We start from the raw sequence: 14,159 nt of genomic DNA, 5'->3' as shown, positions 1-14,159 counted from the left end.
CCATGGAGGTAGTCGTTGATGTATCTCGTTCTGTTGGTGACCCATCTGCTGGCGGCCATCGCCTTTATCGGCACGCTGTTTTTCGAAGTGGTGATCTGGTATCGCGCCCGCCAGCAGTTGCCGGACACCGCGCAATCGGGTGCGGATCAGGCGATTGCCGGGCGTTCGCGCAAAGTCCTGCATGGCGTGGTGGTGTTGCTCTACGGCGCCGGCATCGGCCTGGCGTGGCAGCACCGGAGCGCCTTGAGTCAGCCGCTCGCCAGCAGTTTCGGCACCTTGCTGAGCCTGAAGATCCTGCTGGCCCTGAGCATCATCGGCCACTACTTGTTACTGGCCTATTGGCTGACCCACGGTCGCCTGAGCGAGCGCCGCGCGAGCTGGATTCGCCGCAGCATCCTCGGGCACATGCTGTTGATCGTGATCCTCGCCAAGGCCATGTTCTATTGGTCGTTTTGAAAGCGAACACGCACTGACCGACAAAACCCGCACTGAGGCGGGTTTTGTCGGGCGGGTCGTCGATCAGTGCCGGGGTTTGAGGGCGTTGATGAACAGCACGTTGTTCTCCAGATGGATGTGCTGCATCAGGTCGTCGCGAAATTCCAGCAGCCCGCGATACAGGGCGCGCCAGGTGTTACAGGCGTCGGCCGGCGGGGTGATGTGGTTGGTCAGGGTGAGCAGTTTTTCCAGGGCTTCGCCGTGTTGATCGTGCTCGAAACGCAACACCTGGATCGGCGGCGCCGCCTGTGGGCCGACGCCGTGTTGCAGCAGCGGGAACAGCACTTGCTCTTCCTTGAGCATGTGGCCTTCGAGTTCCTGTTGCAGGTCGGTCAGCAAATCGGCGAGGCCATTGGGGCAACTGCTGCGCGCGCCGTGGACATGCTCGACACGCCGGGCCAGACGGATCAGCTCCGGCAGTTGCTCGCGGTGACGGGCGTGGTAGCGGGTCAGCAGGTGGGCGATCAACTGTTGCGCCGGTTCGTTGCGCCAGTCGGGTTGGGTTTCGCCACTGTCTTGCAGGCTGTGCAGGGCCTCGGCGATCTGCACCGGATCGAGCTCCTTGCCGAGGGCGGCGTCACGCAGGCTTTTGTGCCCGCCACAGCAGAAGTCCAGTTTGAACGAGTGAAAGATCCGGGTGGCACCGGGAATGTCGCAGGCCAATTGGCCAAGGCTTTGTTCCAGCAGGTTCTGGCTCATCGGGGGTTCCTTGTTGGGATGACAACGGTTCCCCTGGCTCATTGCATCCGCCATGCCAGCGCCCGGGGCCTGATAAACAAGGACTGTTGGTCGCTTGTGGTCACAACCACCCTGAAATGTCGGGGTGAATTCAACCCTGGAGGGTGATAACTACCATGTTGCGTGAAAGCCTGGCGGCCGACCTGATTGTCGAGTTGCCCAATGCCGTGCGGTTGCAACGACTGGTCCAGACCTTGCGCGAATACTTCAACAGCGGCGCCGTGGGTTTGCTGCGTCTGGATGAAGACAGCCTCAGACCGGTGGCGACGGTCGGCCTGGTGCATGAAGCCCTGGGCCGTCGGTTCGTCATCGCGCAGCATCCGCGTCTGGCGGCGATCATGGCCTCGCGGGAGCCGACCTGGTTCGAGCCCGACAGCCGTTTGCCGGACCCTTACGACGGCTTGCTCGACAACCACGTCGGCGACTCGCTGCCGGTGCATGACTGCATGGGCGTGAGCCTGTACGTGGAAGGGCGGATCTGGGGCGCGATCACGCTCGATGCGCTGCGCGCCGGCACCTTCGACAGCCGCGCGCGGGAGGAACTCAAACGCTGCACCTTGCAGATCGAAGCCGCCGTGCGGGTCACCCGTCTGGAGCAGGAAAACCGCAGCCTGCGCCTGTCGCGCAGCGATCCGCAGGATTTGCGCAGGCCGCTCGAGGACGGCGAGATCCTCGGCCAGAGTGAGGTGCTGGAGCATTTGCTCAACGAACTGGACGTGCTGGCCGACGCTGACCTGCCGGTGTTGCTGCTCGGTGAGACAGGCGTCGGCAAGGAACTGTTCGCCCGGCGTCTGCATCGTCTGTCGCGGCGCAGCCACAAGCCGCTGATTCAAGTCAACTGCGCCGCGTTGCCGGAGTCGCTGGCGGAAAGCGAGTTGTTCGGGCATGTCAAAGGTGCGTTTTCCGGCGCGACCAGTGACCGCGCCGGGCGCTTTGACGCGGCCAATGGCGGCACGCTGTTTCTCGATGAGGTCGGCGAGTTGCCCTTGAGCGTGCAGGCGAAGCTGCTGCGCACCTTGCAGAACGGTGAGATCCAGCGCCTGGGTGCCGACAAGCCGCTGCACGTCGACGTGCGGATCATCGCCGCCACCAACCGGCACTTGCCGGACAGCATCCGCGACGGTCTGTTTCGCGCCGATCTGTATCACCGGCTCTCGGTGTACCCGGTGCCGATCCCGGCCTTGCGCGAGCGCGGCAACGACGTGTTGCTGCTGGCCGGGCATTTCCTTGAACTGAATCGGGCGCGGCTCGGGCTGCGAGGCTTGCGTCTGTCGCCGGCAGCCGAGCGGGCGCTGTTGGCGTATGCCTGGCCGGGCAATGTGCGCGAGCTGGAGCATGTCATCAGTCGTGCTGCGTTGAAGGCGCTGAGTCGCGGCGTGAATCGGGCGTCGATCATCACCCTGGAGCAGCAGGTTCTGGACCTGGACAGCACGCAAGGGGTGCTCGTCGAGCGGCCGCAGGCGATGGTTGCCGACGTACCGTTCCAGGCCCTGAGCAGCGCGGTCGACGATTGCCAGCGGCAACGGATTGTCCAGGCCCTGAGCCTTTGCGGGGAGAACTGGGCCAGCGCCGCACGGCTGTTGCAGGTCGACCCGAGCAACCTGCACAAGCTGGCCCGGCGTCTGCGTCTCAAGTAAGCGATGCGGGTTGATGGCGATCAAGGTGGCAGAGCGCGGGGCCTCGCACACTGGCTGAAACCCACAGGAGATCACCGTCATGCCGCTTTCCCTGGCTGAGATGCGCCGCAACTACACCCTCGATGGCCTGCAAGAGACTCAGGCGCCGGACGATCCGCTGGCGCTGTTCCGTCAGTGGCTGCAACAGGCCCGCGAAACCGAGCGCGCGCCGGTCGAGGCCAACAGCATGCTGCTCGCGACCGTCGACAGCGACGGTCGGCCCCATTGCCGGGTGCTGTTGCTCAAGGGCTTGAGCGATGACGGCTTCACGTTTTTCGGCAATTACCAGAGCGACAAGGGCCAGCAACTGGCGGCCAACCCTCACGCGGCCATGACGTTTTTCTGGCCGGGACTGGAGCGCCAGGTGCGGATCGAAGGGCAGGTGTCGAAGCTCGATGCGCACCTGTCGGATGCCTACTTCGATTCCCGCTCGCGCGCCAGCCGACTGGGTGCCTGGGCGTCGCCGCAAAGTCGTCCGCTGGCCAACCGTGAAGAACTGGAGTGGCGGCTGGCCGATGCCACTGAACATTTCGCCGAACAGCACGTTGTGCGCCCTGAACATTGGGGCGGCTACAGCCTGCATCCCGAGCGTGTGGAATTCTGGCAGGGCCGTAGCGACCGCTTGCACGATCGCCTCGATTACCGCCGGCAAAACGGTCTCTGGTGTCGCACCCGACTGGCGCCTTGAGCCGCATTGACCCGGTGGAGATACCTCCATGGAGGAATAGGCCGGGTCGTCAATCCGGTTCAGGCTTGGGCATACCCTCAGCTACGGGAGGCTTGAATATGGCCCATCTGGCGCAACGCACGTTTGAACCCCTGAACATTGCCGTACTGACCATCAGTGATACGCGGACGTTTGACACCGACACCTCGGGACAGACCCTGGCGGATCTGCTGCAGACCGCCGGGCATGTGTTGATCGACCGCGATCTGGTCAAGGACGACATCTACCAGATCCGCGCCAGTGTCTCGCGCTGGATCGCCGACCCAACAGTACAAGTGGTGCTGATGACCGGCGGCACCGGTTTCACCGCGCGGGACAACACGCCGCAAGCGGTCATCCCGTTGCTCGACAAGCATGTCGAAGGCTTCGGCGAGTTGTTCCGCCAGGTGTCGCTGGAGGAAATCGGCATGTCCAGCCTGCAATCCCGGGCGCTGGCCGGGATGAGTAACGGCGTGCTGGTGTGCTGCGTGCCCGGTTCGCCGGGCGCCTGCCGCACGGCCTGGAACAGGATCCTCGTCGAGCAGTTGGACAGCCGCACCGGCCCGTGCAACTTTGCCCCGCATCTCAAACCCCTGGCGCAACGAATCATCGATGCCTGCGGGACCCGGTCATGACCGGCCGGGTGTGCGACTTGGGCAACCTGATGCCCGTGGACGAGGCCATCAGCCGCTTGCTCGATCAGGCACCGCCGCCGCCAGCGGCGCAGGTGATTCCACTGGATCAGGCCATGGGCTGCGTGTTGGCGGCGGACATTCATTCCCCGGTGAACCTGCCGGCCTGGGACAACAGCGCCATGGACGGCTATGCGCTGAGCGCCGCTGACCTGTCCCCGGACGGTGGTTACCTGCCGATCGGCGGGCGCATCGCGGCGGGGGATCAGCCAGGGCCGCTGTTGTTCGCCGGGCAGGCGGTGCAGATTTTTACCGGCGCGCCGCTACCCGAAGGCGCTGACACGGTGGTGCCGCAGGAGCGCTGCCGGGTGGAGGGCGAGGGCGTCTGGTTGCCGCCCGTGAATCTTGGCGAACATGTACGCAAGGAAGGCGAAGAAGTTCGTCGGGGTGATCTGTTGTTCAAGGCTGGCAAGCGTCTGCGCGCCCAGGAACTCGGGCTGCTCGCCGGTGCCGGCGTGGCCCGCGTCGAGGTCTACCGACCGCTGCGCGTGTGCCTGCTCAGCAGCGGCAATGAGCTGCGTGAGCCGGGTGATCCGTTGGCGCCGGGGCAGATCTACAACAGCAATCGTTATTGCATCGCCGCGTTGTTGCGGGGCTGGGGTGTTGAAGTCCACGACTACGGGGTCATGGCCGATGAGCTGGCGGCCAGCCGCCATGCCCTGAGCCTGGCGTCTTCGGAGTGCGATTTGCTGCTCAGCTCCGGCGGCGTGTCGGTCGGCGAGGAAGACCATCTCAAACAGGCCATCGAGGAACTGGGCAGCGTGGATTTCTGGCGGCTGGCGATTCAGCCCGGCAAGCCGCTGGCCTTTGGTGAAGTGCTCGGCAAACCCTGGATCGGCATGCCGGGCAATCCCTCGGCGGCACTGATTACCGCGTTGGTGGTGGTGCGGCCGTTTCTGCTGCGGGCACAAGGCATGACCGACGTGTTGCCGAAACCATTGGCCGTGCCGGCAGGGTTCGACTGGTTGCAGCGCAACAAGCGGCGCCAGTACCTGCGGGCGAAGTTGACAGCCGCCGTCGACGGCCGGTTGAGCGTGGAACTGCACCCGCAGCAAAGCTCGGCGATGCTCACGGCGGCCTGTTGGGCCGACGGATTGGCGGTGGTCGAGCGTGAGCAGCAAGTACACAGGCACGACAACGTGATGTTCCTGTCCTTCGCCGACCTGATGCAGTGACGGCACTTGATTGCCGTCAAGGCTGTGGCTGACGGTCTGGCTAGACTGGCAGCGCCTTTCAGGACGGCGTTTTTTCATGAGGATCAACCATGCAACTGGTCTGCCCGGCAGGGAACCTGCCTGCGCTGAAAGCCGCGGTGCGCCAAGGCGCCGATGCCGTGTATGTCGGTTTTCGCGATGACACCAATGCCCGGCATTTCGCCGGGCTGAACATGGACGACAAACAGTTCGACTCCGCCGTCGCCCACATCCGCCAGCACCAGCGAAAACTCTACGTTGCGGTCAACACCTATCCGCAGCCCAAGGGCTGGGAGCGCTGGCAGCGGGCGGTGGATCGCGCCGCCGATTTCGGCGTGGATGCGTTGATTGCCGCCGATCCGGGCGTGCTCAATTACGCCAGCCAGCGTCATCCGCAGCTGACGTTGCACCTGTCGGTGCAGGGCTCGGCGACTCATGCCGCCGCGCTGGAATTTTATGCGCAGCGCTACGGCATTCGCCGCGCGGTGCTGCCTCGGGTGTTGTCGCTGGCCCAGGTGCGCCAGGTGGCCGCGAGCAGCCCGGTGCCGATCGAAGTCTTCGGTTTCGGCAGCCTGTGCATCATGGCCGAGGGGCGCTGCCATCTGTCTTCCTACATTACCGGCGAGTCGCCGAACCTGTGCGGGGTCTGCTCGCCGGCCAAGGCTGTGCGCTGGAGCGAAGATGCCCAGGGCTTGAGCGCGCGCCTGAGCGAAGTGCTGATCGACCGCTACACCCCTGACGAGCCCGCCGGTTATCCGACGTTGTGCAAGGGCCGTTTTCTGGTCGACGGCAAACGCTTCCATGCCCTCGAAGAACCCACCAGCCTCGACACCCTGGACTTGCTTCCGGAGCTTTCGGCCATGGGTGTCGAAGCGGTGAAGATCGAGGGCCGGCAGCGCAGCCCGGCGTATGTCGAACAGGTCACCCGCGTCTGGCGCGCGGCGCTGGACGCCCACCGTGGCGCGCCGGGCAGTTTTCGGGTCAAGGAGGAATGGCGCCAGGTGCTGGCCGGTTTGTCCGAGGGCAGCCAGACCACGCTGGGCGCTTATCATCGATCGTGGCAATGAGGGACGGAACATGAAGCTCAGCCTGGGACCGGTCCTGTTTTATTGGGACAAGGCGCAACTTGGCAATTTTTACGCCGAGATGTCGGCGTTGCCTCTGGATGTGATTTACCTCGGGGAAACCGTGTGTTCGAAACGCCGGGCGTTTTCCCTCGATCAATGGCTGGGGCTGGGCCGCGAGTTGCAGCAATGCAGCCAGGCGCAACTGGTGATTTCCAGCCTGACCCTGATCGAAGCGGCGTCCGAGCTCTCCAGCCTCAAGCGCCTGTGCGACAACGGCCAGTTGCTGGTGGAAGCCAATGACCTGGGCGCGGTGCAGTTTCTGGCCGAGCGTAAGTTGCCGTTCGTGGGCGGCCCGGCGCTGAACCTGTACAACGGCCATGCGCTGGCGCAGTTGCTCGACAGCGGCATGGTCCGCTGGGTGCCACCGGTGGAATGTTCGGCAGCGCTGATCCGAGATGTGATCGAGCAGGTGCGAGCGCTGGGGCACAAGGTGCCGGAAGTGGAAATCTTCGCCTACGGCCATCTGCCGCTGGCGTATTCCGCGCGCTGCTTCACGGCGCGGGCGGAAAACCGGCCGAAGGACGATTGCCGGTTCTGCTGCATCAACTACCCCGATGGACTGGCCCTGACCAGTCAGGAAGGGCAGCCGCTGTTCACCCTCAACGGGATTCAGACCATGTCTGCCGAGGTGACTAATCTGCTCGCCGATTACTCGGGACTGGTGGCCTGTGGCGCCGATCTGTTGCGCCTGAGTCCGCGTGCCCAGGGCATGGCCGAGATCATCGCCGCCTATCAACGGGTGCGTTCGGGGGAAACGCCGCCGCTGTATGTGGAAGGCTGCAATGGCTACTGGCACGGCGAGGCCGGGATGCTGCGGGTGGAGGAGGCTGGCCTGTGTTGAATCGAAAGAAATGGTTGCTCAAAGGGGCCGACCGCTTGCTGCCGCTGGTGCGGCGCGTGCCGTTTGCCGTGCAGCGTCTGGCGTTGCAACAGGCACTGAACCGTTGCCTCGCCGAGCCGCTACGCGCTGGCGAGTTTGAAATGCTGCGCGGGCGCTGGTTGTGCCTGCGGATTCCGGATCTGCGGTTGTCGTGGTTCCTGACCCTCAACCGCGAGGGCCTGCGGATTGCCGAGCGCGAGACGGCGCACGTGACCATCAGCGGCAACTGGCGCGAGTTCGTGCTGCTCGCCAGTCGCCAGGAAGATCCTGATACGTTGTTCTTCCGCCGCCGCCTGGTCATCGAAGGCGACACCGAACTGGGCCTGGCCCTGAAAAACCTGATCGACAGCCTCGATCCCGAGGTTCTGCCTGTGTGGTTGTGGCGCAATCTGGAGCGCGCGGGCAAGGGGCTGGCAACTCGATAGCCCGTGTCAGGTGCCGTGCATGAGCAACTGACTGAACGCCTCCAGCTCGCTTTTCTCCACATCGGAAACCAGCACGAAAAGCATGTGGTTGGCCTGCCAGGACACCACATTGAAGCCGCGAATCGTCTGGCTCTGTTTCGGCTTGTCGCTTTGTGCGGTAGGCAGGATGAACACGTTGATGATGTGCTTGGCTCGGCCGTAACTCAGGGCTGCGGTGGTCTGATGTTGCAGATAATCCAGCCGTCCACCGAGCAATGGAAAACCCTGCGCCGTGTAGTCGAGCACGGGGGGCGAGAAGTCGAGTTTGCCGGTGAACCAGGGTTTCACGGTATGGCGGTCGGAGGACACCACATCGTTCAGGTGTTCGCCCATCAACGAGCGCACATGACTGGAGACGGCCTCGTCCATCAACGGTTGTTCGCTGCCGGGCGTCGCGACATAAAGCACCACCGACAAGGCCAGTGCCGCAGCACAAAATGCTGGAGCGAACACCGTGCGCCAGCGCTCAAAGACCCGTGGCCGGGGCGCCGCATCGGCAAACACGCCGGCCGCCAGTGACGCTGGCGCCGGGTAATACGGCGCACAGCGCTTTACGCTGCCCTTGAGTAACGTCATTTCGGCATGCAGGCGCGCGCATTCGGCGCACGCGCTCAGATGCGTCGCGACATCCGCCGCCATCGCTGGATCAAGTTCCTGATCCAGGTAACCGTGCAGTCGGGTCTGGCAAGTCGTGCAGTCGAGTTCATTCATGATCGTGCAACTTCATCAGTTCGAGCCTGAGCATGGTGCGCGCCCGGGCCAGCCTCGACATCACGGTGCCAATGGGAATATCCACCACCAGAGCGATGTCCTTGTACGGCATGTCTTCGAGTTCCTTGAGCACGATCACCTCCCGAAACGCCGGGGGCAGGGCGCCCAGCGCTTGCTGGAGCAACGCGGCGTTTTCCGTGTGGATCGCCAGCAGTTCCGGGGTCTGGCTGTGGCTCAGCGTCGGGTGGTCATCAGCCATGTCGTCATCGATGGCCACCCAAGGGTGTCCGACCGAGGCTTTGAGCCAGGTGTAGCTTTCGTTGCGCACGATGGTCAGGAACCAGGCCCTGGGGTTGCCGTCGGCGAATCGCTGCAAGAACCTGAAAGCGCGCAGGGCGCTTTCCTGCACGACGTCGCGCGCGGCGCTGTCATTGCCCGTGAGCCAGCGCGCGAGGTTGTAGGCAGCGTCCAGATGGGGCGCAATCAGTTCCTCAAATCGCTTCATAGTGATTTCCGCAGCGTCACACTCCTGTAACTGCGAGGCGTGCGGTTTTATTCCCGGAAAAGAATTTATTTTGCGGCGCGGAATAAACGCTCGTCGCGCAAGGTTTACCTGGTGTCGCTACATCACTGTAGTTCGCCAGCGAGGACCTACCGATGGACATTCGATCAAAACGCCCGCAACGCACCGACGAATTGCTCAACCCTGATCGGCGGACACTGCTCAAGTGCTCGGCGTGGGCCGGGGCCGGGGTGATCTGGGCCATGAGCGGCGGGATTCCCAGGGCCTTTGCCCTGGATGAGACGGGCAACGTCGCCGACCCCAGGGCATTGGCCAGCAGCTTTCATTTCGTGCAGATCAGCGACTCGCACATCGGGTTCAACAAGGAAGCCAACCCTGAACCGGTGAAAACCCTGCAGGTGGCGATCGACAGGGTCGTCGCGCTGCCGCAACGGCCATCGCTGATCCTGCACACCGGCGACATCACGCACCTGTCCAAGGCCGAAGAGTTCGACACCGCGGCACAGTTGCTCAAGGGCCTGCCGTCCACCGTGCATTACGTGCCGGGCGAGCACGACACCCTCGATGAGGGTGGCGGCAAGCTCTACCTGGAACGTTATGGCAAGGGCACCCGAGGTAACGGCTGGTACAGCTTCGATGACCACGGCGTGCATTTCATCGCGCTGGTCAATGTCTTCAACTTCCAAGCCGGCCATGAGGCCAGTCTGGGCGCCGATCAGCTGGCCTGGCTGGCCGATGATCTGCGGGCGGTATCGAGCAGTACGCCGATTGTCGTGTTCACCCACATTCCGCTGTGGACGATTTATCAGCCGTGGGGCTGGGGCACCGAGGATGGCGACCATGCCATTGCGATGCTGCGCAAGTACGGCTCGGTGACGGTACTGAACGGGCACATTCATCAGGTCATCCAGAAGGTCGAAGGCAACATCACCTTCCACACCGCACGCGGCACCGCCTATCCGCAACCGGCGCCGGGCACGGCACCGTCACCGGGACCGATGACCGTGGCGGCCGATCAGTTGCGCAATTATCTGGGGATCACCGATGTGCGGGCGACGCAGGGCGATCACCCGCTGGCGCTGATTGATTCGACATTGGTCTAGGGGAGGGCGGTCAGATGAAAACGCGACTGTTGGCGCTGTTGTGCCTGATGTTGTCGATGCCGGTGTGGGCCGAGGAGGTGAAGATCAATATCAAGGAGTTCATGTTCATGCCGGTGGTGCTGAACGTGTCCGTGGGCACCAAAGTGACGTGGGTGAATGACGATCAGATCCCGCATACGGTGGCGGAAACCCGCAAGGTGTTTCGCTCCGGGGCATTAGACACGAATGACAGTTTTTCCTGGTTATTCGATAAGCCCGGCGAGTTCGAGTATTTCTGTGTCCTGCACCCGCAGATGACCGGCAAGATCGTGGTGACCCAATAGCTTTGCGCGGACCTGTACGACCCATTCGTCTATTGAAACGCCACCAGCGCGTCTTCGTCGGCGAGGATGCGGATATTGCGCCGCTCCATCGCAATCAGTCCGCACTCCACCAGCCGATGCAGAATCCGCGAAAAGGTCTCCGGCTGGATTCCCAGCTTCGACGCCACCAGCCGTTTGGACACTTGCAGGACGATTTGCCCGGTCACGGGATGGCGTTCCTGAAGCAGGAAGTTGACCACCCGCCGGCTCGCGCTGGCGATGGTCAGGGTGTCGATGTCGCGCAGGCGCAGGTGCAGGTGAACGCTCATGCTCGCGAGGATCGCCAGGCAGACTTTCGGCTGATCCTCCAGGGCATTGCGGTAGTGATGGCCCTCGATGCTGACCAGCACGCTGTCCTTGAGTGCCGTGGCCGTCACCGGGTACAGCCGGGCCTGGCTGAACAGCAGGGCTTCGGCGAAGGTCTGGCCGGGCTGGATGATCTCCACCAGGTTTTCCTGGCCTTCGCCGGTCAGCCGGTACAACTTGATCTGGCCGCTGACCAGCAGGAAAAAGCGCTTGGCCGGATCGCCCTGATGCATCAGCGTGCCATGACAGCTCAGGCGCCTGAGCACCGCCAGGGCACAGACTTCCTCGAAGACCTTCTCCGGCAACTGGCTGAACAGGTGATGACGGCGCAACGTTAAAACGATGGAAGGGTGGGTCAGCATGGCGTACCTCCGCTGACGCTTATAGTAAAGAGCGCGGGCGGCCAGACCTATGCCTCTGCCGGCCTACCTCCAAGGAGGCATGCGTGTCAGCCGGCGCTGCGCAGATGCTCCATGGCCCACACGGCCGCCTCGACCCGCGAACGCAGCCCGAGCTTGTGCAGCAGGTTCTTGACGTGAACCTTGACCGTGCCTTCGGTGATCCCCAGTTTGTGGCCGATGACCTTGTTGCTCAGGCCGGCGGCGATGGTCTTGAGCACCTGACGTTCGCGCTCGGTCAGTTCCACGGCCGCCTGACGCGGCGGCGTGCGCAGCGCCTGGGCCATGACGCGGGTCAGGCCGGGGCTGATGACCAGCGCACCGTTCAGGGCATCGCGAATGTACTGGATCAACAGTTCCGGCTCCATGTCCTTGAGCAGATAGCCGTCGGCCTCCAGGCGCAGGGCATCGCGAATATCGTCTTCGGCGTCCGAGACGGTGAACAGCAATACCTTGCCGGTGAAGTGCATGGCCCGCAGCCGACGCAGGGTTTCGATGCCGTTCATCTGCGGCATGTTGTTGTCGAGCAGCAGCAGGTCCGGTTGCAGCGGTTCGATCAGGCTCAGGGCTTCTTCGCCATGACTGGCTTCACCGACGATCAAAAAATCATCTTCGAGTTCGAGCATCTGGCGGATGCCGCGCCGCATCATCGGATGGTCGTCGACCAGCAAGATGCGATGTTGTGGGGACGGGTTCATGCGACGTTACCTTCTGTGTGCCGCCCGAGAAATTCCGGGTGGAATTGCAAGTGGACGAGGGTGCCCTGAGGCTCCCGGGAAACGATCTGCAACTGGCCGCGCAGGCTGCGCGCCCGTTCATCCATGATGTTCAGGCCGTGGTGTTCGCGTTGATCGACGTTGCCGCTGAAACCGCGCCCGTCGTCTTCGACGGTGAGCCGGACGTTCTCGCCGTCCTGGCGCAGCTCCAGCCAGGCGTTCTGCGCGTGGGCATGGCGCAGGCAGTTGGAGAGCGCTTCGCGGGTGATCTGCAAAATGTGGATCTGCTCGCTGGCCGACAGCTCGAAGGCCAGGGTGTCGACGTGCAGGTGTACCTGGAACTCCCCGCGCCGGGAAAACTCGGCGGCGGTGTCCTTGAGTTCCTGCACCAGGCCGGCATCGTGAATCTGCAAGCGAAAGGTGGTCAGCAGTTCGCGCAACTGGCGGTAGGCGTTGTTCAGGCCCTCGCGCAGTTCGGCGGTGACCGATTCCAGGGTCTGCACCGGTTCGCCCCGGCGCATCAGGGTCTGCATGCGGCTGACTTGCAGCTTCATGTAGGACAGCGCCTGGGCCAGCGAGTCGTGCAGTTCGCGGGCGATGATCGCGCGCTCTTCGAGCAGCAGCAGGCGATGGTCCTGCTCGCGCTGACGCTTGAGCGAGAGCGAGGTGCCGATCAGGTTGGCCAGGGCCTGGATCAATTGGGTTTCCCAGGCTTGCGGCGGGTGGCCATCGACAAAGTGCGCCTTGAGTTCACCCAGCTCGCTGCCCTGGTTGCTGATGCTGAACGATTGCGAGCTGCTGCCGTGATGCCGCTGGCAGTTGGCGCAATCGCTTTTGGCACAGACATCGCGGCTGTCGGCACCGTGCAGGGCGAGCAATTGGGGAGCGGGGGCCTGCAACTGACCTTGCAGGCACAGCGACAGGCGCAAGCCGGGTAGACGCTGCTGGAAGCGCTGGATCAACTTGTCCAGTCCTTCGGCGTTGGCCAGACGCGTGGCGAGGCTGCGGCTGCTTTGATACAGCAGCTCCAGCGCGGCGTTGGCCTGTTGCAGGTTGAGGGTTTTCTGCTGGACCTGGCTTTCCAGGGTGCGATGGGATTCTTCGATGGTCTCGGCCATGGCGTTGAAGCTCATCGCCAACTGACCCAACTCGTCCTGGGACTGGTGGTTGACCCGCGCCTGGAAATCACCACGGCGAAAACGCTGGGTCGCCTCCACCAGTTCCTTGAGCGGCGCAATGACCCCGTACTGCAATTCGTACAAGCCAATCAGCAAGACAATCATGGTGGTGAACAGGGCCAGGCCCTGAATCACTTGCTGCCAGCCTTGTTTTTGTTCGCTCTGGCGCTGCAACAGGCTGACGAACTGGTTCAGTTGCTCAACGAACGGCTGGGCCTGGGCCTGAAACGCCGTTGCATCGCCACGTTCCAGTGCCGGACGCAGGACGTCGCTCCACTGTTGCTGGATCTGCCCGTAGCTGACTTGCAGCGCGGCGCTCGGGCCATCCTCCAGCACGGCTTTAAGGGACTGGCTGTCGAGGCGGCGTTGCAGGCTGTGGGCGATCTCTGTGATTTCTTCGTTGCCGGCGCCGGAGGCGAGTCTCCAGCTCAGGTGGTAGGTCTCCATGCGCACCGAGCCTGCGGTGTTGATGGCAGCGGCATCGCCCTGACTGAACCAGGCGATCAGACCGGCGCTCAGCGAACTAGCGAGGGCCAGCATCGCGATCAGAATCACTGCCAGCCCGGCGCGAGCGGGCAGGGAGCTGCGCAGCCAGCCAATCATCTGGCTGCTCCGCAAAAGACAGGGAAACCGGGCATGCAAGGCTCCAGGATCGGCATGACGGCCTATCCCGGGCTCGCTACCTCTAAAGAGTTGCCGACAGCTCCGTGTCGACAGAACACTGGCCGGAAAAATCCAAAACACTGATAAACAAAGGGTTTCAGCGGTTTTCCGGACTACCTCCTTGGAGGTAGGTAGCACAAGCATAGGCCCGAGGCCCATTGGCCCTCTTTGATGTGGATCAAGTTTTTGCGCGGTTGCTCTCTCTAGTCTGCCGCCATGGCTAACTGA

General features: G+C 63.3%; 16 protein-coding genes. 10 read left to right on the top strand and 6 right to left on the bottom strand.

The features are described from left to right. The first annotated feature begins 18 nt into the window (after positions 1 to 18). The gene (locus KVQ74_RS11865) at positions 19 to 456 is read left to right on the top strand and encodes a hypothetical protein (RefSeq protein ID WP_217831261.1); all 438 of its coding nucleotides are present in this window, start codon (positions 19 to 21) and stop codon (positions 454 to 456) included. 63 nt (positions 457 to 519) lie between these two features. Here the strand turns inward: KVQ74_RS11865 and ytfE are convergent, their stop codons facing one another. Continuing rightward, complete coding sequence (gene ytfE / locus KVQ74_RS11860) at positions 520 to 1,194, bottom strand: iron-sulfur cluster repair protein YtfE (protein ID WP_217831260.1); 675 nt, start codon at positions 1,192 to 1,194, stop codon at positions 520 to 522. Positions 1,195 to 1,349: 155 nt separating this feature from the next. Here ytfE and norR point away from each other — a divergent pair, with 155 nt between their 5' ends. The 7 genes from norR to ubiT all read left to right on the top strand — a co-directional run bounded on the left by norR (position 1,350) and on the right by ubiT (position 7,932). Continuing rightward, positions 1,350 to 2,870 (top strand): nitric oxide reductase transcriptional regulator NorR, encoded by a 1,521-nt coding sequence (norR, locus tag KVQ74_RS11855; protein ID WP_217831259.1) that lies wholly within the window; start codon positions 1,350 to 1,352, stop codon positions 2,868 to 2,870. 79 nt (positions 2,871 to 2,949) lie between these two features. Further along, on the top strand, positions 2,950 to 3,597 hold the full coding sequence (pdxH, locus tag KVQ74_RS11850; protein WP_217831258.1) for a pyridoxamine 5'-phosphate oxidase: 648 nt from the start codon (positions 2,950 to 2,952) through the stop codon (positions 3,595 to 3,597). A 98-nt stretch (positions 3,598 to 3,695) separates the two neighbouring features. Next, positions 3,696 to 4,250, top strand: a complete 555-nt coding sequence (moaB, locus tag KVQ74_RS11845; RefSeq protein ID WP_217831257.1) for a molybdenum cofactor biosynthesis protein B — start codon at positions 3,696 to 3,698, stop codon at positions 4,248 to 4,250. Beyond that, positions 4,247 to 5,482 (top strand): molybdopterin molybdotransferase MoeA, encoded by a 1,236-nt coding sequence (locus KVQ74_RS11840; protein ID WP_217831256.1) that lies wholly within the window; start codon positions 4,247 to 4,249, stop codon positions 5,480 to 5,482. The genes moaB and KVQ74_RS11840 overlap by 4 nt, the downstream gene beginning before the upstream one ends. A gap of 89 nt (positions 5,483 to 5,571) precedes the next feature. Further along, on the top strand, positions 5,572 to 6,567 hold the full coding sequence (gene ubiU / locus KVQ74_RS11835; protein ID WP_217831255.1) for a ubiquinone anaerobic biosynthesis protein UbiU: 996 nt from the start codon (positions 5,572 to 5,574) through the stop codon (positions 6,565 to 6,567). Between the two features lie 10 nt (positions 6,568 to 6,577). Next, positions 6,578 to 7,468 (top strand): U32 family peptidase, encoded by an 891-nt coding sequence (locus tag KVQ74_RS11830; RefSeq protein ID WP_217831254.1) that lies wholly within the window; start codon positions 6,578 to 6,580, stop codon positions 7,466 to 7,468. Next, complete coding sequence (gene ubiT / locus KVQ74_RS11825) at positions 7,462 to 7,932, top strand: ubiquinone anaerobic biosynthesis accessory factor UbiT (protein ID WP_217831253.1); 471 nt, start codon at positions 7,462 to 7,464, stop codon at positions 7,930 to 7,932. Before KVQ74_RS11830 ends, ubiT begins: the two co-directional genes overlap by 7 nt. Before the next feature lie 6 nt (positions 7,933 to 7,938). Here ubiT and KVQ74_RS11820 read toward each other — a convergent pair whose 3' ends face one another. Beyond that, positions 7,939 to 8,682 (bottom strand): anti-sigma factor family protein, encoded by a 744-nt coding sequence (locus KVQ74_RS11820; protein ID WP_217831252.1) that lies wholly within the window; start codon positions 8,680 to 8,682, stop codon positions 7,939 to 7,941. Continuing rightward, positions 8,675 to 9,187, bottom strand: a complete 513-nt coding sequence (locus KVQ74_RS11815) for a sigma-70 family RNA polymerase sigma factor (RefSeq protein WP_217831251.1) — start codon at positions 9,185 to 9,187, stop codon at positions 8,675 to 8,677. The genes KVQ74_RS11820 and KVQ74_RS11815 overlap by 8 nt, the downstream gene beginning before the upstream one ends. A 152-nt stretch (positions 9,188 to 9,339) precedes the next feature. Here KVQ74_RS11815 and KVQ74_RS11810 point away from each other — a divergent pair, with 152 nt between their 5' ends. Together KVQ74_RS11810 and KVQ74_RS11805 are read left to right on the top strand one after the other, a co-directional pair. Continuing rightward, the gene (locus KVQ74_RS11810) at positions 9,340 to 10,308 is read left to right on the top strand and encodes a metallophosphoesterase family protein (RefSeq protein WP_217831250.1); all 969 of its coding nucleotides are present in this window, start codon (positions 9,340 to 9,342) and stop codon (positions 10,306 to 10,308) included. Between the two features lie 14 nt (positions 10,309 to 10,322). Beyond that, a complete protein-coding gene (locus KVQ74_RS11805; RefSeq protein ID WP_217831249.1) occupies positions 10,323 to 10,631 on the top strand; it encodes a cupredoxin domain-containing protein in 309 nt (102 codons plus the stop codon). Positions 10,632 to 10,660: 29 nt separating this feature from the next. On the opposite strand, the gene KVQ74_RS11800 is transcribed toward KVQ74_RS11805, so the two are convergent. The 3 genes from KVQ74_RS11800 to KVQ74_RS11790 form a co-directional block, all read right to left on the bottom strand. Next, entirely contained in the window at positions 10,661 to 11,338 is a 678-nt protein-coding gene (locus KVQ74_RS11800; protein ID WP_217831248.1) for a Crp/Fnr family transcriptional regulator, read from the bottom strand. 86 nt (positions 11,339 to 11,424) lie between these two features. After that, positions 11,425 to 12,072 (bottom strand): two-component system response regulator NarL, encoded by a 648-nt coding sequence (gene narL / locus KVQ74_RS11795; RefSeq protein ID WP_217831247.1) that lies wholly within the window; start codon positions 12,070 to 12,072, stop codon positions 11,425 to 11,427. Beyond that, positions 12,069 to 13,871 carry a HAMP domain-containing protein gene (locus KVQ74_RS11790; RefSeq protein ID WP_217831246.1) on the bottom strand — a complete coding sequence of 601 codons (1,803 nt, stop codon included), beginning with the start codon at positions 13,869 to 13,871 and terminating at the stop codon, positions 12,069 to 12,071. The genes narL and KVQ74_RS11790 overlap by 4 nt, the downstream gene beginning before the upstream one ends. Positions 13,872 to 14,159: the final 288 nt, after the last annotated feature.

The organism is Pseudomonas botevensis, from assembly GCF_019145475.1.
In the GTDB taxonomy this organism is placed as follows: domain Bacteria; phylum Pseudomonadota; class Gammaproteobacteria; order Pseudomonadales; family Pseudomonadaceae; genus Aquipseudomonas; species Aquipseudomonas botevensis.
Note: the sequence above shows the minus strand (reverse complement) of the source record. Positions and strands in the feature narration are given on the sequence as shown.